At 63.7% G+C, this 17591-nt stretch carries 15 protein-coding genes and 1 pseudogene; 9 read left to right on the top strand and 7 right to left on the bottom strand.

Annotated elements, in window-relative coordinates; all coding sequences use genetic code 11:
- Positions 1-42: 42 nt before the first annotated feature.
- Positions 43-1329, bottom strand: coding sequence for a D-tagatose-bisphosphate aldolase, class II, non-catalytic subunit (locus NKH12_RS10825; RefSeq protein ID WP_352953098.1), 1287 nt, complete (start codon positions 1327-1329; stop codon positions 43-45).
- Entirely contained in the window at positions 1326-2270 is a 945-nt protein-coding gene (locus tag NKH12_RS10820; protein ID WP_352953097.1) for a sugar kinase, read from the bottom strand. Before NKH12_RS10820 ends, NKH12_RS10825 begins: the two co-directional genes overlap by 4 nt.
- Before the next feature lie 244 nt (positions 2271-2514).
- Here NKH12_RS10820 and NKH12_RS10815 point away from each other — a divergent pair, with 244 nt between their 5' ends.
- A complete protein-coding gene (locus NKH12_RS10815) occupies positions 2515-3537 on the top strand; it encodes a LacI family DNA-binding transcriptional regulator (protein ID WP_502910775.1) in 1023 nt (340 codons plus the stop codon).
- Here the strand turns inward: NKH12_RS10815 and NKH12_RS10810 are convergent.
- Both NKH12_RS10810 and NKH12_RS10805 read right to left on the bottom strand, forming a co-directional pair.
- Entirely contained in the window at positions 3525-4502 is a 978-nt protein-coding gene (locus NKH12_RS10810) for an alpha/beta hydrolase (RefSeq protein WP_352953095.1), read from the bottom strand. The genes NKH12_RS10815 and NKH12_RS10810 overlap by 13 nt on opposite strands.
- Before the next feature lie 18 nt (positions 4503-4520).
- Complete coding sequence (locus NKH12_RS10805) at positions 4521-5669, bottom strand: Gfo/Idh/MocA family protein (RefSeq protein WP_352953094.1); 1149 nt, start codon at positions 5667-5669, stop codon at positions 4521-4523.
- 308 nt (positions 5670-5977) lie between these two features.
- On the opposite strand from NKH12_RS10805, the pseudogene NKH12_RS10800 reads away from it, so the two are divergent.
- From NKH12_RS10800 to NKH12_RS10775, 6 genes and pseudogenes are all read left to right on the top strand, one after another.
- Positions 5978-6749 (top strand): annotated as a pseudogene (locus NKH12_RS10800) (sugar phosphate isomerase/epimerase family protein).
- 10 nt (positions 6750-6759) lie between these two features.
- A complete protein-coding gene (locus NKH12_RS10795) occupies positions 6760-7836 on the top strand; it encodes a Gfo/Idh/MocA family protein (RefSeq protein ID WP_352953093.1) in 1077 nt (358 codons plus the stop codon).
- Positions 7836-8654 (top strand): sugar phosphate isomerase/epimerase family protein, encoded by an 819-nt coding sequence (locus tag NKH12_RS10790; protein ID WP_352953153.1) that lies wholly within the window; start codon positions 7836-7838, stop codon positions 8652-8654. The genes NKH12_RS10795 and NKH12_RS10790 overlap by 1 nt, the downstream gene beginning before the upstream one ends.
- Positions 8654-9487 (top strand): alpha/beta fold hydrolase, encoded by an 834-nt coding sequence (locus tag NKH12_RS10785; protein ID WP_352953092.1) that lies wholly within the window; start codon positions 8654-8656, stop codon positions 9485-9487. The genes NKH12_RS10790 and NKH12_RS10785 overlap by 1 nt, the downstream gene beginning before the upstream one ends.
- Entirely contained in the window at positions 9484-10206 is a 723-nt protein-coding gene (locus NKH12_RS10780) for a ribulose-phosphate 3-epimerase (RefSeq protein WP_352953091.1), read from the top strand. Before NKH12_RS10785 ends, NKH12_RS10780 begins: the two co-directional genes overlap by 4 nt.
- Complete coding sequence (locus NKH12_RS10775; RefSeq protein WP_352953090.1) at positions 10206-11171, top strand: ROK family protein; 966 nt, start codon at positions 10206-10208, stop codon at positions 11169-11171. Before NKH12_RS10780 ends, NKH12_RS10775 begins: the two co-directional genes overlap by 1 nt.
- A gap of 128 nt (positions 11172-11299) precedes the next feature.
- On the opposite strand, the gene NKH12_RS10770 is transcribed toward NKH12_RS10775, so the two are convergent.
- The gene (locus tag NKH12_RS10770) at positions 11300-11569 is read right to left on the bottom strand and encodes a hypothetical protein (RefSeq protein ID WP_352953089.1); all 270 of its coding nucleotides are present in this window, start codon (positions 11567-11569) and stop codon (positions 11300-11302) included.
- A 214-nt stretch (positions 11570-11783) separates the two neighbouring features.
- A complete protein-coding gene (locus NKH12_RS10765) occupies positions 11784-12320 on the bottom strand; it encodes a TetR/AcrR family transcriptional regulator (RefSeq protein ID WP_352953088.1) in 537 nt (178 codons plus the stop codon).
- Between the two features lie 151 nt (positions 12321-12471).
- Between NKH12_RS10765 and NKH12_RS10760 the strand changes: the two genes are divergently transcribed.
- Both NKH12_RS10760 and NKH12_RS10755 read left to right on the top strand, forming a co-directional pair.
- Complete coding sequence (locus NKH12_RS10760; protein WP_502910774.1) at positions 12472-13734, top strand: efflux RND transporter periplasmic adaptor subunit; 1263 nt, start codon at positions 12472-12474, stop codon at positions 13732-13734.
- Complete coding sequence (locus NKH12_RS10755; protein ID WP_352953087.1) at positions 13731-16814, top strand: efflux RND transporter permease subunit; 3084 nt, start codon at positions 13731-13733, stop codon at positions 16812-16814. Before NKH12_RS10760 ends, NKH12_RS10755 begins: the two co-directional genes overlap by 4 nt.
- A gap of 90 nt (positions 16815-16904) precedes the next feature.
- Here the strand turns inward: NKH12_RS10755 and NKH12_RS10750 are convergent, their stop codons facing one another.
- Positions 16905-17378: a L,D-transpeptidase gene (locus NKH12_RS10750; RefSeq protein WP_352953086.1), complete on the bottom strand. Its 474-nt coding sequence runs from the start codon at positions 17376-17378 to the stop codon at positions 16905-16907.
- Positions 17379-17591 lie beyond the last annotated feature (213 nt).

Raw genomic sequence — 17591 nt, 5'->3', positions numbered from 1 at the left:
GGCGCCCTTTTCGCAAGGACGTCGACATCGGTAGCGCGACCCCTACTGTCCCGTCGCGTCCGCGTAGATATCGAGGACACGGGTGATGCTGCCGATTAGAAGGTCGTGCGCGAGCGGCTTGACCCGGCCTGCCGCAACCTCGGCGTCGAGCTGCCCCAGATACTGGCTGATCAGAGGCCGGGGGATGTCCTTCTCGCCCAATACATCCAGCAGCGTCTGTGTCGTGCGTTGCGCCGCCGGCGTCGGCCAGTGATAGCGGATGCGATCGCTGAACGAAAAATGCCGTTGCACGCGTTGCTCTTCCGGAGTGCCCGGATAGTATTTCTGCCAATTGTCCGGCGACGCCAGCATGATGCGTTCCATCGCGGCAGGCAGGCTTTCGCGCGAAGGGTCCGGCGCGAGGATATCGGCGATATGGCTGAGCCCATAAAGCGCTTCGCGAAGCGCGAAAGTAAGCCAGGGTCCGACCTTGAGGATGGCGAAGCCGTCGCGAACGAGAGCGTTAAGCGATTCCGCCGGCTGGTAGTCGGTCGAATGCGCCTCAAAAACAAATTGCGGCATGCGGTCGAGTGCAGCCACCAGTTCGGTCGCCTTGGCCGGCGCATAGGGCACGATCTCGGTGTTGCCGAACTCGACTCCGGGCTGGACGACGACGCCGACCGCACGGGCAAAAGCGGCTTCGAGGCCGGCGCGGGAAAACGCTCGGGCGTGGATCTCTACGGTGCGCAAGGCATCTCCGGGCGCCGTCACATGCAGATGGTCGAGCGCCTCCAGCGCACCGCCCGGCACCGGAACTTCGGTGCCGATGACGTAGACGGGCCTTTCGCTGCCGGCGCACTCGACTGCCGCCTCAGCGATAGCCGCAAGTTCAGCCGCGCGTGCGGCGATGATCTCGTCGGCAAGCACGGCTGGATCGTCGGCGCAGGCCATGCTCGTATCCAGATGCATCTTGGTGAAGCCGGCGCTCGCATAGGCATCGATCATCGCCCCCGCCTTCTTCATCGCGGTAGCTGCTGCCATGTGCTTCCACGGATTCGGCCCGAGATGATCGCCGCCGAGGATCAGGCGATCAATTGGGAAACCCGCTTTCTGCGCACGCGCCTCGACGAAGCTGCGGAAGCCGGCGGGCATCATCCCGGTATAGCCGCCCTCGTGGTTGACTTGGTTGCAGGTGGCCTCGATCAGCACATCCGCGCGCCGCGCCACGCCGTGACGCAGAGCGGCCTCGATAACCAGCGGATGCGCCGAGCAGACCGAGGCGATGCCACTTCTCTCGCCTGCGGCGCGCTTGGCCGCAATGTTCGCAAACCTTCGCGTCGCGTCACTCACTGCGTGTTCCCCGTGGCGATGAATGCCTCGACCGCTTCAAGCGGGAAAATACCTTCCATCGGCCCCTTGCGGGTGACGGCGAGCGCACCGCAGGCGTTGGCGATCCGCAGGGCTTCGGCAGGAGCCGCCCCGCGCAGCCAGAACGAGACGAAGGCAGCACCGAAGCAGTCGCCGGCACCGGTCGGATCGACCTCGTCGACGGCAAAGCCTGACGAGGCGACCGCGCCGTGGCGATCATGATAGACGGCGCCGGCGGCGCCTTTCTTCAGGACGATGCAGGACAGGCCACGGGCCAGCAATTCGTCGACCGCGCCCTTCTCGTCCTTCGCGGATGAAAACAGGAAGAGCTCCTCGCCGCTCGGCAGGAAGATGTCGGCTCGCGCCAGCACTTGGCCGAGTGCTGCGCGCATGCCGGATGCCTGCATGATCTCGCGGCGGATGTTCGGATCGAAGGACACGGTTCCACCCCCGGCCTTGACAGTCTCGATCGCCGACAGCGCCACCGCGATGGCGCGGTCGGAAAACAGCGACGAGCCCATGATATGGACGTGATCGGCACCGGCGAGCAGCTTTGTCGCCGCCGCGCTTGTCTCGATCAGGCCGGCGGCGCTGTTGCGGATGTTGAAGACGAAATGCCGGCTGGCGTCGGTCCGGTAGGTGACAAAGGCCGTGCCCGTTGCATGGCCCTTGTGAACCGCGATCGCCGACACATCGGCGCCCAGCGCCCGCAGCCGCTCGATGTTGAGCCTGCCGAAATCGTCGTCGCCGACGGCCCCGACAAGGCCAGCCGGCTGGCCGAGCGCCGCCGCCTGGCCGATGAAGATGGCGGGCGCGCCGGACGGGTAGGGTCCAAGCAGCGGACCAGGCTCGAGAAAGCTCTGGCCGATCCGCACGGCCATGATCTCGACGAGTATCTCGCCGGCACTGACCAGCTTCTTCATCTCGCGGAATCCCTCCGTGCGTTTCGCCCGGCCTCGCTTCGGATGAACCTCGCGAGCATTTTCCGGGGATACGAATTTCGAATACGCCTACGGAGGTGAATACGGCTTGTGCTTTTTCGCGTCAATTAATAAATTGACGCATGAAAACTATCGAAATTGTCTGTAAAGTTTCGCCTTGCGGTTGCAGGCTGGCGCGCCGTATGTAGGGGCCGGGGTAGCGCTAAGGAACGGCGCGAGGGATTTGATGTCGATAACCCACAAGACGATGGAGGATTTCGCCCGCTCTTGCGGCGTCTCCAGGCCGACGCTGTCGAAATTTTTTGATGATCCGACCAGTGTCAAGCCGGCGACACGGCAGCGGATCGAGGTTGCGCTGCGCGCGTCCGACTACCAGCCCAATCTCTTTGCGCGCAACCTGAACCGCAAGCGAACCCGCAGCATCGGCATCGTGGTGCCGACGGTCGCCGATCCCTTCTATTCCGAGATGGTCAGCCGAATCGAACTCAGGCTGCGCGACGAGGGCTACTGGCCGATCGTGATCTCCTCGCATGGCTCGCGCGAGCTCGAAGTGGAAGCGACGCGAACCATTCTTTCGCTAAAAGTTTCCGGCGCGTTGATTGCGCCGCTTGGGTTGCGTTCGGACCACGGCACGCTGGAGAAGCTGACGCAGACTATACCGATCGTCTATTTCGACACTTATCTGGAGGGCGACACGCCATTCGTCGGCAACAACAACAGCCAGAGCGTCTCGACCATCGTCGATTATCTCTGCCGTTCCGGCGATGCCCCGGTCTATTTCGACATCCCGCATGTCAACCACAATTCGCGCGAACGCCTGAACAGCTATATCGGCGCCATGCAGCGGCTCGGCCATGAGCCGGTGGTCATCGGCAATACCGATGACTACACCTGGGATTTTGAACGGATCGGTTATGAGCAGATGGAAGCGATGCTCGTCCGTGGCGGCCTGCCGGGCAAGACCATTCTGTGCGCCAACGACCGTCTCGCCTTCGGCGTGATGGCCGCCGCCTACTCGCAAGGCCGCAAGGTCGGCCGCAAGGGCGATTGCGAGCTGCGGGTCGCAGCCCATGACGACCATCCGCTGAGCCGCTACACCTGCCCTGCCCTCACCACCATGGCGCAGGACTTCGCTTCCATGGCGGGACGCAGCGTTGAGACGCTGCTGGCCTTGCTGGACGAGGACGACGCGGCAGTTGCCGCCAAGGTCAGTCTCGACGCAACGCTGGTTATGCGTCAGTCGGCCTGAGCGTTTCCAAAGACAGGATCGAAGCCGCGCCATGCCGTAACCGCGGCGCCGACCGCCTGCCGCGCCGCCGGACCATAGCGGCCCATCGAGACGAAGCCGTGGATCTGGCCGGGCCAGCGCCGCAGGACGACCGGCACCTTGTCGTCTTCCAGACGCTTGGCATAAGCCTCGCCTTCATCAGCGAGGATGTCGTGACCGGCGATGGCGACAAAGGCCGGGGCTGCGCCGGCAAGGCTCGCAACCTTGAGTGGCGACACGCGCCAGTCGTCGATATCCTTGGCATCCCTGATATAGTGGTCGCGGAACCAGGCCATGGTCGCGGATGTCAGGCCATAGCCGTCGACGAAGCGGCGATAGCTGTCCGCCGCCTGCCAGGCGTCCGTGTTCGGATAGAACAGCAGTTGCGCAGTCGGCGGGTTCTTGTCGCCGCGCGCAAGCAGGCAAAGCACGGTAGCGAGATTGCCGCCGGCACTGTCGCCGGCGACAGCGATTCTTCTCGCGTCGATGCCGAGGTCGCCCGCGCCGTCCTGCACGAAGGAAAGTGCGGCACGGCAATCTTCGATCGCCGCCGGAAATTTGTGCTCCGGCGCCAACCGGTAGTCGGGAGAGACGACGACGCAGGCCGCCATATTGGCAAGCCAGCGGCAGATCTCGTCATGCGACTCGAGATTGCCGATCACCCAGCCGCCGCCATGCAGATAGAGCAGCGCCGGGGCATCGGCCTCGACCGAGCCCTGTCCGCGATAGATCCTGAGCGTCAACCGGCCGCCTGGCCCGGCGATGATGCGCTCGGTCAGCGAAGCCACAGGCTCACGCTCACCTTGCAATGCCGGAAAGCCCTTCTCATAGGCGCGGCGCGCTTCTTCGGGCGTGCCGGCTTCGAATGGCGGGGCTGCCGCTTGCCGGTCGAGGTCGAGCACATGCCGGGCCTCCGGATCGAGCAACGGCGAAAGCGATGTCGTCATGTTAGGTCCCCTCCGATATCAGGCAAGCAGGCTGGCCGCTTCGTCTTCCCCAAGAAGCGGCGGCTGATCAACCCTTGTGTTGACGGCGACGGACTCACGGCTCTCTCCCGAAGTGAGAATCGCCTCCATGATCTCCAGCACATGCAGCGCAAGGTCGCCGGACGCGCGCGGCCTTCTGCCTGACATCAGAGCGTGCGAAAGATCGGCGACGCCGAGCATGCGATAATTGGCGCGGTCGGGCGCGGCGAAGGGCCAATTGCGCGCGCCATAGAGTTCGCTCTCGCTGGGAAAGTCGGCCCAGTCGGCCCCACGTTCCGACAGCGAGACGGTGCCGCCGAACGTGTCCGGATCGGGCAGCCTGAGCGAGCCTTCGGTCCCATGCAGCTCGATCGGATGGTTAGAGTGCCTGAAGACATCCCAGGAGGCACCGAAGGTGACAGTGGCACCGGAATGGAACTCCAGCAGCGACAGGATGTTGGTCGGTGTGCCGACCTTGAAGCTGGTGTTCCGATAGGGGCCTTCGGCAGTAATCAGCCGCTCATCCTGGCCTCGCGTCGCCATCGCCATCACGCGGGCCACCGGCCCCAGCAAATTAACAAGCATCGTCAGGTAATAGGGCCCCATGTCGAAGACCGGTCCGCCGCCCGGCTGATAGTAGAATTGCGGATTGGGATGCCAGTGCTCCATGCCGCGCCCCATCATGAAGGCGGTGCCGGTCACCGCGCGGCCGATTGCGCCCTCATCCATGAGGCGGCGTGCCCGCCGTCCGGCGGCGCCGAGGAAAGTATCCGGAGCCGAACCCAGCAGCAGCCCGCGCTCCGCCGCCTCGGCGACAAGCCGCCGGCCGTCGCTTGCCGAGGTTGCCAGCGGCTTTTCGGTGAAGACGTGCTTTCCCGCCGAAAGCGCCGAAAACGAAATGTCGAAATGCGCCGCCGGGACGGTCAGGTTGAGGACGAGGTCGATCTCGGGATCGGCCAGGAGCGCTTCGACGCTGACCGCCCGCATACCGTATTCGCTGGCACGCAGGGCCGCCATATCGGGCGATATGTCGGCACAGGCGCGCAATTCCACCTCACCGAACAGAGCCGCATTGCGCAAATAGGTCATAGAAATGTTGCCGCATCCGACAACGCCGATACCGACCTTAGATCCTGATTTTCCTAGCATATTCTAGTTTACCTCGAACGCCGAATATCCTGGCTGAGTTATTGCACCAGCAACGGATCACATTCGAAAGCCGCTTTACAGTATTTTAAATATTGACGGGCGTAAAATTTTTATGGAACATGCGGAAATGCTGTCTGGGAGGCCGCCAGGAGGAGAAAATGGATGACATCCAAGGAGCCGGTCTCCTTGATCGTGCTGGTGCTATTCTTCCGCGGCACATCATCGAAGGCTGACGCAGAGCGGCATCAAGGAATGAAAGGACGAACGTGAAAGACCTGAAAGTCGGTTGTCAGACCTTTACCTGGGAAATGCTCGGAGACCGGTTTGCCGGCCGCCCCGACGATCTCCTGGAGGCAATCGCCGACGGCGGTTATGCCGGCATCGAGATCACGGACACGATGATCGGCCACTATGCCGACAGGCCGGCGGAATTCGCCATGGCACTGAAGTCGGCCGGTCTCACCCTCGTCTCTTTCGCCTTCGGCTCGACGAGCGGCTTTACGCTACGGGACAGGATCGGTTCCGACCTGGAAACCGCGCAGCGCTGGATCGATTTCGCCGCCGCATTTTCCGGCGCGCTGGTCTCCATGGGGTCGGCCACCGTCGTGTCCGACGGCCCGCGTGACGACAAGTTTGCCATCGCTGCGGAGTTCTACAACAAGGCCGGCGAATTCGGACGCAGGGCCGGCGTCGACATCGCTGTCCATCCCAGTTCCCACCACAACACACTGCTGTTCGACCGTGCCGACTATGACCGGATTTTCGAACTGATCGATGTCGCTCGTCGGCTGGGTGCCCGACACCGGCCACATATTGCGCGGCCATGAAGACATGGCAGATACGCTCACCACCTACCGCGACCGCATCCGCTACGTGCATCTGAAGGATGTCGATGCTGGTGGCACCTGGGCGATGCTCGGCAAGGGCGTCTGCGATACCCAAGCCGTGATCGATATCGCTACCGCCGCACCTCGTTTCAACGGTTGGCTGATATTGGAAGAGGAATCCGAGACCGCCGCCGCCGATCCGGCCGCCGCGGTCAAGACCAACCGTCAGACCATGCACGGCTACGGCGTGTGAGGAAGAGACCATGATTCGGAAGCAAGACCGTCGCCTTCGTGTCGGCGTGCTCGGCTGCGGGCCGATCGCGCAATTCGCCCATCTCGAATCCTGCGTGAAGGCTGGCAATGCTGATCTCTATGCGATCTGCGATGCCGCCCCCGATCTTCTGGCGCGCATGGGCGCGACCTATGAACCCGACAAAATGTATGGCGATTACGATGAGATGCTCGCCGATCCACAACTGGAGGCGGTGATCGTCGCGACCTCTGACGCCTATCACGTCCCGATGTCGATCAAGGCCCTCGAGGCCGGCAAGCACGTGCTGTGCGAAAAGCCGATCGGCGTCTCGGTCGAAGAGGGCGAGATGCTCGCCGATGCAGTTAAACGCTCCGGCAAGGTGCTGCAGGTTGGCCACATGAAGCGCTTCGACCCGGCGCTGGAAGCGGCGCGCGATTTCGTCCGCGACGAGATCGGCGAGATCCTGGCGCTAAAGGCCTGGTATTGCGATTCTACCCACCGCTATACCAACACCGACGCGGTCCAGCCGCTGCCCGTCACCAGCAAGCTGGCGCACAAGCCGGGCGGCAATCCGAAGGCCGACCTCAGGCAGTATTTCATGCTCGCGCACGGCTCCCACCTCGTGGACACGGCGCGCTTCATGTGCGGCGAGATCGTCGCCGTGCGCGCCCGCCTCAACGAGCGTTTCGGCGCCTATTGCTGGTTCATCGAAACTGAGTTCGCCAATGGCGCGCTTGGCCATCTCGACCTCACCGTGGCTGTCCGCATGGACTGGCACGAGGGTTTCCAGCTCTATGGCGAGAACGGCTCGGTGATCGCCAAGACCTTCAATCCCTGGTATTTCCGGGCGAGCGAGGTCGACATCTTTCACGAGAAGGATGCGACATCGCGAAGGCCGCTCGGCGCCGACGGGCATTTCTTCAGGCGCCAGCTCGAAGGCCTCGCCGACACGGTGCTCGACGGCAAGCCTATGCGCGGCGCCAACGTCGAGGACGGCCTTGCCTCGATCCGCGCCATGGTGGCGATCGCCCGCTCGGTCGAAACCGGGCAACGCGTCGAGATCGCTTCCGTCACGGGAGCGGTATGATGCAGATCGGGGTGTTCGCCAAGACCTTCCCGGGGAGCGAGCCGGCCGGCGTGCTGGCGGCGGTCCGCGACGCGGGGTTTTCCGTCACCCAGTTCAACCTGGCCTGCGCCGGCCTGCCGTCGATGCCGGATGCGGTCCCTGACGACGCCATCAACGTCATCGCAGCTGCGTCCGATGCCTCCGGTGTCGCCCTGGTGGCGCTCTCGGGCACCTACAACATGGCCCATCCGGACAAGACGGTGCGCGACGACGGCCTGCGCCGGCTTGGCGTGGTCATCAAGGCCGCGGCAGACCTTTCCGTTCCGCTGGTCACCCTGTGCACGGGAACGCGCAATGCGGAGGACCAGTGGGCATATCATCCCGACAATACCGACCCCTCGGCATGGGAGGACATGGCGGGCGAGATGGAAAAGGCGCTGCAACTCGCGGAGCGTCACGGCGTCGATCTCGGCATCGAGCCCGAACAGGCCAACATCGTCACCTCGGCGTCGGACGCGATGCGCCTCATCGCCGAGATGGGCTCGAGACGGTTGCGTATAGTTCTCGATCCGGCCAACCTGTTCGAACAGGCGAGCCCCGAGGAGGCACGCGCCGTCGTGGCCGCTGCGGTCGAGCACACAGCCGGCCATGTCGCCATGGCCCATGCCAAGGACCGTTTCGCCGACGGCCGCTTCGCTACGGCCGGGCAAGGTGTCGTCAATTTCCCGGATTTTGTCGCCCGACTGAAGGCATCAGGCTTTGACGGGACGCTGGTGACGCACGGACTTTCGGCCGAAGAAGCGCCCGGGGTTGCCCGTTTCCTGACGGGGTTGGCCTGATGGCCCGCCCGACCACCCTGCTTCGCGACGACGCTGCGCTGCGGGTTTCCGACGCGGGCGACGGGTTGGCGGTCGTGTTCCAGCATGGGTTGGGTGGTAGCGAGGCGCAGGCTGCCCAGGCTTTCCCAACCGACGCCGGCATACGGCGCCTCACACTGGAATGCCGCGGGCACGGTGCCTCAGGGCTCGGCGGCCGCCGCCCGTTTTCCCTGAGCATGTTCGCCGACGATGTGCTGGCCGCCGCCGATCAGGCCGGCCTCGACCGTTTCATCGCCAGCGGCATTTCTATGGGCGCGGCGATCGCCTTGCGCCTGGCCTGCCGTCATCCGGACCGCGTCGCGGGCCTGCTGCTTGTGCGGCCGGCCTGGATTTTCGACAGCGCGCCGGTGAACCTGCGGCCGATCGCCGAGGTTGCCGGCCTGATCCTCGACCCCGGCCCCGACGAGGCCAGGACGATTTTCGTGCAATCGGAAACCGCCGCGCGCCTGCAGCGTGAAGCACCCGACAACCTTGCCTCGCTGTTCGGCTATTTCGACCGGCCAGACGCCGCGCCATTCGCGCAAGTCCTCGCCGATATTGCCGCCGACGGACCGGGCGTCTCGGCGAGTGACGCCGCTGCGCTTGGCATTGCCACGCTCATCATCGGCAACGCCATGGATGCGGTGCATCCGCTCTCGGCCGCCCATACGCTCGCCGCAACCATTCCCGGCGCGACCTTTGCCGAAATCCATCCCAAGGCGCTCGACAGCGCCAGGCATTTCGCCGAGCTGCAGGCCGAGATCACGGCCTTTCTTCACGCCCACGCCAATTTCCGGAGCCTTATTCCCTCATGACGACCAAATCCCTATCCGGCCCTGCCGCGATCGCCGCCCTGCCGCGCAACCGGCTGCTCGGCGAGTTTTCCCTGTGGTCGGCGGACCTTGGTAATATGGAGCGCGACCTGAAGCGCATAGAACCTCATGTCGACCTGCACCACATCGATGTCGCGGACGCCCGCTTCACCCCCGGCTTCCTGTTCTTCCCGGATCTGGTGGCGCGGATCGCCGGGCTGACGGCAAGGCCGATCCATGTCCACCTGATGGTCGAGCCGGAGATCGTTGAGGAACAGACGCGCCAGTTCATCGAGGCCGGCGCCGACCTGATCAGCGTGCACGCCGAAAACGGCGAGGCCGGGCTGCGCGCCGTGCGGCTGGCACATGCGCTCGGCGCCGAAGCCGGCGTCGTGCTCAGGGTAGAAACGCAAGTCGCGGCGGTCACCCCCTTCCTGTCGCAAGTGGCTTTCGTGACGCTGCTCGGCACCTCCATCGGCGTCAAGGGCCAGAGCCTGTCCGAACAGGCCTGCGACCGCCTGATCGAAGCGCGCGCGCTGATGAAAAAGGCAGGCCGCGAAGCCGACATTATCCTGGCTGCCGATGGCGGCATCCGCCACGACACGGTGCCGCGCCTGCGCGCCGCCGCCGCCGACACGGTGGTGCTGGGCTCGCTGGCTTTCGGCGACCCCCACCTTGCGCAGCGCATGGCCTGGCTGCACGGGCTGAAGGTCGCCGCCTGATGACAAAGCTCGCGCTTGCCTTCGATCTCGGCGGCACGGAGCTGCGTGGCGCGCTGGTCGAGAGTGGCGGCCGCGTTGTCGCGCAGGTTTCGGCTCCAACGATGGCGATTGCGGGATCGAATGCGGTGATCGGTCAGATCATTGCACTGGCCGGGGCTCTTCTGACACAGCGCCCACAGGCGGACGTCGTCGGCATCGGCATCGGCGCGCCGGGTCCGCTCGATCCCAAAGCGGGAATCGTCATCGGGCCGCCGACCCTGGCCGGCTGGCACGACGTGCCGTTGATCGACATTCTCGGCCGGCAATTCGGTCTGCCGGTGCGGCTGGAGAACGACGCCAATGCGGCGGCTGTCGGCGAATGGCGCCTCGGCGCCGGCCGCGGCAGCGGCTCGCTGGTGTTCGTCACCGTGTCGACCGGCATTGGCGGCGGCGTGGTTGCCGACGGCCACATCTATCACGGCCGGCGCGGGCTGGCGGCCGAGATCGGCCATATGACCATCACCGGTGAAGGCGACCGCTGTTTTTGCGGCGCCGTCGGCTGCTTCGAGGCGGTCGCCTCCGGAACCGCGCTCGGGCGGCGTGCTACGGCGTTGACAGCGCCGGGCGACGGCTCCCTTCTCAGGCGCCTTTCGGCTGACGGCGACGTTTCAGCCAGGCACGTCGTCGAGGCCGCACGTGCCGGCGATATCGGCGCGCTCGAATTGATCGAGGCGGAAGCCAGGTGGCTCGGCATCGGCTTCACCAACCTGCTTCACCTCTATTCGCCGGACCTGATCGTCATGGGCGGCGGCCTCGCCAATGGCTTCGACCTGTTGGCCCCGACCATCAGGGCAACCGTCGAACAGCGGGCGATGCCGGCCTACCGCGACGTGCCGATCGTGCCGGCGCAGCTTGGCGACCGCGCAGGACTGATCGGCGCGGCCAGCCTGATCCTGTGGGAAGGCGAACCAGGCGTATCTAACTGACCAGCGGCCGAATGCGCTTCGGTGCAAAGCCTTGAGATGCCGGCAGGACAGAGGGGGGCGCGAAGGATCGCCACAGTCTTCATTCTGCGCCGCAGCATCGCCCGACTGGGGGCGCCGCAAGCTGCCGCTTACTTCCCGCAGTGGTGATCGTTGATCTTGTTCAACGCATTCGCGTCGGGCCCGACCCTGTGGTAGGAGCAGGCTCCGGCGGCTGTCGTGAACAACTGCTGGTCATAGTAGCGCGGGCCGCCGAACAGGATGTCGATGATGTCGCCTTCGGCGGGAACGTAGCGTTCAGGGTCAGCCCGTTGGTCGCGACTTCCAGCGAAGGCCGCGGCGGACATGCTGCAGCCCATTGCGAAAGCGATAGCGCGGATCGCAAAGCGTTTTGTCGTCATCGGCAACACCCTTCTGGCCGTTCGGGTTCCCACCATACATCCAAAATCGCCAGCCGAGCAAAAGTTCCCTGAACGGCACTCTGGCCAACCAGCTCAAACCTGTTTCTCGACCAAGCTGGTCACCACCGGCATCGTCTACAACAGCAAGGCGCCCCTCGTGCCGGCGAGCGGGGAGGATCTCACCAAGGTAACTTCGCCCGGCCTGCGCGGCAATCTATCCCGCGATCTCCAGCAAGGACGATACCAGCAACCGGCGTTCGTCGACCGAAAGAACATCCGAATCGAACAGGTTCATGCTGCGAAGTCCTTCGATGGCGAGGTAGCAGACCAGCAGCGCCTTGAGGTCCGGCGTCTCTCCCTTGAGCCGCTCGAAAACCTGCCGCCTGAACGATTTTATCGGTGTCAGGAAATCGGGATCCTCGGCGATCGCTGAAAATATCCAGGAAGCCGACGGTTTCGATTCCTCGGCATGTTCGGCCGAAAGCTTGATGTAGGTCGCAAGCGGGCTTTCGCCGCTGACGGTGGCCGTGCGGGCGGACTCCAGCGCCTGCTCGAAGGCGCGCAGGTAGTCCTCCACCAGCGCCTGCAGCAGTTTCGCCTTGGTCGGGAAATTGTACAGCAAGCCGCCTTTCGACACGCCGGCTCGGCTGGCGACGGCGTCCAGCGACAGGCTGCCGGGCCCTGTCTCGCGTGCCACATCGGCGGCGGCGGCGAGTATCCTGTCGCGCGAATTTGTTCTTCGAGCCTTCATCAGTCGTTCCCCATACATTAGCTTTACGCGGAATTGACAAGACCGTCCAGACGGTACAGTAAGGTTGCCGTCATTTGAAATCGGGACCGGTCACAGGTATGTGTGTCGGTCATCCGACTGTTATGCCGGGCCATGGCCAAGGGGACTGTTCGTGATCAAGCGTTTCATCATTGCCTTCATTCTGCTCGTGCTGGTGTGCGGCGGCATCGTCGGCTTCAATTTGTTCCGCGACAACGCAATGCAGCAATTCTTCGCCACGATGAAGCCGCCGGCCGCGACCGTGTCGACGACAATCGTCAAGCCGACGGACTGGACGCCGGGCGTCGAGGCGATCGGTACTGTCAGTGCGGTCCGCGGCGTCGACCTGAGCGTCGAAACCGCCGGTATCGTCAAGGACATCATGTTTCACGCCAATCAGAAGGTTGAAGCCAACGCGGTTCTCCTTCGGCTCGACGATGCCGCCGAGCGCGCCGATCTCGATGCAACGAAGGCGCAAGCAGCGCTCGACCAGACGGCGTTGACACGCGCCCTTGAATTGCAAAAGCGCGGTGTCGGCTCGGAATCGACGCTCGACACGGCGCGGGCAACCGCATCGGCTTCCGCTTCGCAGGTCAACAGGCTGCAGGCGGTGCTCGAACAGAAGCTGCTGACAGCGCCCTTCGGCGGCACAGTGGGTATCCCAAGGATCGATCTCGGCCAGTATCTCTCACCCGGCACTGCCGTAGTGACACTGCAGGACCTGGAGACGATGCGGGCCGATTTCTCGGTTCCCGAACAGCAGCTTCCGCTGCTGAAGATCGGCCAGAAGGTGCGGCTGGGCATTGGTGACGGCGAGCTGCCGTTCGGCGGCACCATCCGCGGTATCGACCCGAAGATCGATCCAACCAGCCGGCTGGTGACGGTCAGGGCGGAGGTCGCCAACCCCGAAGGCAAGCTGACCCCTGGCCAGTTCGTGCAGGTGCGCGTCGAATTGCCCGAGGAAAACAACGTGCTGACGGTGCCGCAGACCGCGCTGACCTCCAGCCTCTACGGCGACTTCGTCTTCGTGGTGCGTCCGGCAAAGCCCGCCGCCGACGGCGGCGCCGCCCCTGCTGCGGCGAAGCCGGAAGAGAAGCCCGCCACGGATACTGCGAAGCCCTCAGCCGAAGCACCCGCGGCAAAACCCGAGGAAAAACCGGCTGCTGCGCCGGCCGAGCCGACGGCGCAAGAGCAGAAGCCGCAGCTCGTGCTTGCCCAGGTGTTCGTCAAGCCAGGCCGCCGCAATGCCGGCCTGGTTGAGATCCTGGAAGGTATCGCCCCCGGCGACGAAGTCGTCACCGCCGGCCAGAACCGCCTTTCCAACGGCATGTCCGTTGCCGTCGACAACACCATCGACCCGACCAAGCCGGCAAACCAGCAGGCAGCCCAGAAATGAGCTTCTCCGACATCTTCATTCGCCGTCCGGTGCTTTCGACCGTGCTCGCCTTGATGATCCTGCTTCTGGGATTCCAGGGCATCTTCAACCTGTCGATCCGGCAGTATCCGGAGGTTGAAGAAACGGCCATCACGATCACTACGGCCTATCCCGGCGCCAGCGCCGACCTGATCCAGGGGTTCATTTCCGCGCCGATCGCCCGTGCCGTCGCTTCGACCGAAAACATCGATTATGTCACGTCGGCGAGCCGGCCGTCCTTAAGCACCGTGACGGTGCAGATGAAACTCGGCTCCAACCCCGATGTCGCGCTGAACGAAGTCCTGTCGAAGGTACAAGGCGTGCGCGGCGATCTGCCGGACGAGGCCGAAGACCCGGTGATCGTCAAGGGTACCGGCGAGCAGTTCGCGATGATGTACATCTCGATGCAGAATCCGAACATGACGCCGGAACAGCTCACCGAGTACATTGAGCGCGTCGTGCGGCCGCGCATGTCGACGGTCGAGGGTGTCGCCGACGTACAGATCTTCGGCGCCGCCGAATATTCGATGCGCGTCTGGATCGACCCGATCAAACTGGCGGCGCGCGGCGTCACGGCGGCGGAAGTGCTGACCGCCATCAATGCATCGAATTTCCTCTCCGCGCCGGGCAATACCGAAAACGAATACGTCGCCTCTTCGATCACCGTCCGCTCGACGCTGCAGACGCCGGAGGCTTTCGCCGCTCTTCCGCTTCGTTCGACAGACGGCAATGTGGTGAGACTGCGCGACGTGGCGCGCGTAGAGCTCGCCGCGGCGAACACCGACACCAGGGTCACTTTCAACGGCAAGCCCGGCATCTTTCTCGCCATCTTCCCAACGCCGGCCGCCAATCCGCTGACGACAGCGGAGGCAATCCACGACATTGTGCCGACGATCCAGGAGACGCTGCCGCAAGGCATGACGATCGAGATCGTCTACGATTCGACCGAGCAGATCAGCGCGTCGATCGAGGAGGTGTTCAAGACCATCGGCGAAGCGGTCATCATCGTCATCGTCGTCATCCTGCTCTTCCTCGGCTCGTTCCGCTCGGTGCTGATGCCGATCGTGACCATTCCGCTGTCGCTGATCGGCGTCTGCTTCCTGCTGTTTTCGCTGGGTTATTCGATCAACCTTTTGTCGTTGCTGGCCATGGTGCTGGCGATCGGCCTCGTCGTTGACGATGCCATCGTGGTGGTGGAAAACATTCACCGCCATATGGAGGAAGATGGTTTGTCGCCGATGCAGGCGGCCTTCAACGGCATGCGGGAGATCTCGTCCGCCGTCATCGCCATGACGATAACGCTGGCCGCCGTATTCGCGCCGCTGGCCTTCACCGGCGGCCTGACCGGCGCACTGTTTCGCGAATTCGCGGTGACGCTTGCCGGCTCGGTGGTGCTTTCGGGTGTCGTTGCCCTCACCGTCACGCCGATGATGTCGGCACGCATCCTGAGGTCAGGCTCGCACAGCCGCTTCCAGCGTATTGTCGACAGCACGTTCGGGCGCGTCGAAAACATCTATGAACGGCTGGTCAGCGGCTCGTTGAAATATCGCCCCGTGACGCTGATGATCGTCATCGCACTAGTCGCCACGACCGGCTTCATGTTCACCAAGACCGCCAGCGAACTGGCGCCGGAAGAAGACCAGGGCTTCTTGCTGTCTATTGTGAACGCGCCGCGCTATGCGACGTCGGACTACACCGAGACCTATGTGAACCTGATTCTCGGGCTGGTGAATGATATCCCCGAAACCAGGGCGCGGTTCTCCGCCGTCGCGTTCCAAGGCCCGACGAACAACGCCTTCGTCGGCTTCGCATTCAAGGACTGGGCCGACCGCACGCGCAGCTCGAAGGAACTCCAGGAAGACATCACGGGTCGCCTCAGCAAGGTTGCGGGCGTCGAAGCTTTCGTCTTCGCACCGCCCACGCTGCCCGGCTCCGGCGGCGGCCTGCCGATCACGATGGTGGTGCGCTCGACCGGAGAGGCCTCCCAGGTGTATGAGGCGGCCGAGGACATCAAGAACAAGGCGCAGGCCTCCGGTCGCTTCCTCGCCGTGCAGAATTCGATGTCGTTCGACGCGCCGCAAGTGACGGTGACGATCGACCGCGACCGCGCCGCGGCGCTCAACCTGCCGATCGCCGACATCGGCCGGACGCTGACCCTCTTGGTCGGTGGCGCCGAAGTGGCGCAATTCGACCGCGAATCCAACAGCTACGACATCATCCCGCAGGTGCCGCAGAACTTCCGCGACAACCCTGAAAAGCTGGCCGAGTATTTCGTGCGCAGCGCATCGGGCGAGATGGTGCCGCTCTCGGCGGTGGTGAAGATCTCGACCAATGCCTCGCCGGCCGTGATCGAGCAGTTCAACCAATTGAACTCCGCCACGATTTCCGCACTGCCATTGCCTACCGTAACCACCGGCGACGGGCTGAAGACCATCGAGGACATCGCCAGGGAAAGCCTGCCCGATACGTTCTTCATCGACTATACCGGCCAGTCGCGGCAGGAGAAGGAACAGGGCTACACGATCATCATCGCCTTCGCGGCAGCCGTTCTGGTCATCTATCTGGTGCTGGCGGCGCAATTCGAAAGCTTCCGCGATCCACTAATCATCATGATGTCGGTGCCGCTGTCGATCTTCGGCGCGATCGTGCCGCTCAATCTGGGGCTGGGAACGCTCAATATCTACACGCAGGTCGGCCTGATCACGCTGATCGGCCTGATCACCAAGCACGGCATTCTTCTGGTCGAGTTTGCCAACCAGCAGCGCGAGCTCCACGGGATGCGGCGGCGCGATGCGATCGTCGCCTCGGCCAGGGTGCGGCTAAGGCCGATCCTGATGACGACGGCGGCGATGGCGCTCGGCGTGGTGCCGCTGATCATCTCCAGCGGCGCGGGTGCGGCAGCGCGCTATTCGATGGGCCTGGTGATCTTCACCGGCATTCTGGTGGGAACCATGTTCACCCTGTTCGTGGTGCCGATGTTCTACACCTTGATTGCCAGCAAGGACCTGCCGCATCACGCCGAGAAGCCGGACCCAAAGCTGATGCCGGTGCCGGTTGATTGATTGACAAAAAAGGCCGGAATTTCCGGCCTTTTTCTTGGGCAGTGATGTCCGACCGCAAGGTATTTATACAAGCGGATCGTCTTTGGTTATCTATTTGACGATGACGATCCGGGTGTTGGCCGGACCGAAAATCTCGACAAGCTGGTAGAAATCGGCGGCGTTGTCCGGATGCAGCCGCACGCAGCCATGCGAGGCCGGCTGGCCGAGGCGCTTGACGAAATTGGTGGCATGAACGGCGCAGCCACCCTTGAAGAAGACCGAATGCGGCATCGGCGCGTTGTCGTATTTCCTCGAATACCACATTTGATGCATGCGGGTCGGCTTGAACGAGCCGGTCGGGGTGACATGCCCCCTGCCGCCGGTCGAGACCTTCCACGCGAAGGTCGGCCGCCCGTCGACCAGGACTTGCATCGTCTGCTGCGAAAGCGAAATCCGCGCCACGATCTGATTGGCGGCCCGATTGGCGGCATGGGCGACGCCGTTACCGGCGCCGAACAGAAGAACCGCACCCGTGAGAGCGGCGGCAGCGATGTTGATGAGCTTGGCAGAAATGGCAGTGTACATGATGTCCCCGTCTGCCGGACATGGCCGGCTCCAATTCGATGACCGGCTTATCGTTGGGTCACGTTTCGAATTGATTTCGCGTGGCAGACGTTTCTGTTTCGAATCTGTTTCCCCTGGTTAGAGCATCGGACGTTCAAGTGAGTCCATACCCTGCGGCTGTGAAGTAGTTTCTGCATTCAACTGGCGAGAACAGATTGCAGATATCGCCGATTG

The organism is Mesorhizobium sp. M1322 (genome assembly GCF_040318085.1).
Taxonomy (GTDB): Bacteria; Pseudomonadota; Alphaproteobacteria; order Rhizobiales; family Rhizobiaceae; genus Mesorhizobium.
The sequence above is the reverse complement of the archived record's forward strand: the minus strand, read 5'-3'. Positions and strand labels throughout refer to the sequence as shown.

Coding starts and splice junctions, on each gene's coding strand:
- NKH12_RS10805 (WP_352953094.1), bottom strand. CDS start 5,669: ATGCTAGGAAAATCAGGATCTAAGGTCGGTATCGGCGTTGTCGGATGC.
- NKH12_RS10790 (WP_352953153.1), top strand. CDS start 7,836: ATGCAGATCGGGGTGTTCGCCAAGACCTTCCCGGGGAGCGAGCCGGCC.
- NKH12_RS10815 (WP_502910775.1), top strand. CDS start 2,515: ATGTCGATAACCCACAAGACGATGGAGGATTTCGCCCGCTCTTGCGGC.
- NKH12_RS10785 (WP_352953092.1), top strand. CDS start 8,654: ATGGCCCGCCCGACCACCCTGCTTCGCGACGACGCTGCGCTGCGGGTT.
- NKH12_RS10795 (WP_352953093.1), top strand. CDS start 6,760: ATGATTCGGAAGCAAGACCGTCGCCTTCGTGTCGGCGTGCTCGGCTGC.
- NKH12_RS10775 (WP_352953090.1), top strand. CDS start 10,206: ATGACAAAGCTCGCGCTTGCCTTCGATCTCGGCGGCACGGAGCTGCGT.
- NKH12_RS10765 (WP_352953088.1), bottom strand. CDS start 12,320: ATGAAGGCTCGAAGAACAAATTCGCGCGACAGGATACTCGCCGCCGCC.
- NKH12_RS10780 (WP_352953091.1), top strand. CDS start 9,484: ATGACGACCAAATCCCTATCCGGCCCTGCCGCGATCGCCGCCCTGCCG.
- NKH12_RS10750 (WP_352953086.1), bottom strand. CDS start 17,378: ATGTACACTGCCATTTCTGCCAAGCTCATCAACATCGCTGCCGCCGCT.
- NKH12_RS10770 (WP_352953089.1), bottom strand. CDS start 11,569: ATGACGACAAAACGCTTTGCGATCCGCGCTATCGCTTTCGCAATGGGC.
- NKH12_RS10810 (WP_352953095.1), bottom strand. CDS start 4,502: ATGACGACATCGCTTTCGCCGTTGCTCGATCCGGAGGCCCGGCATGTG.
- NKH12_RS10820 (WP_352953097.1), bottom strand. CDS start 2,270: ATGAAGAAGCTGGTCAGTGCCGGCGAGATACTCGTCGAGATCATGGCC.
- NKH12_RS10755 (WP_352953087.1), top strand. CDS start 13,731: ATGAGCTTCTCCGACATCTTCATTCGCCGTCCGGTGCTTTCGACCGTG.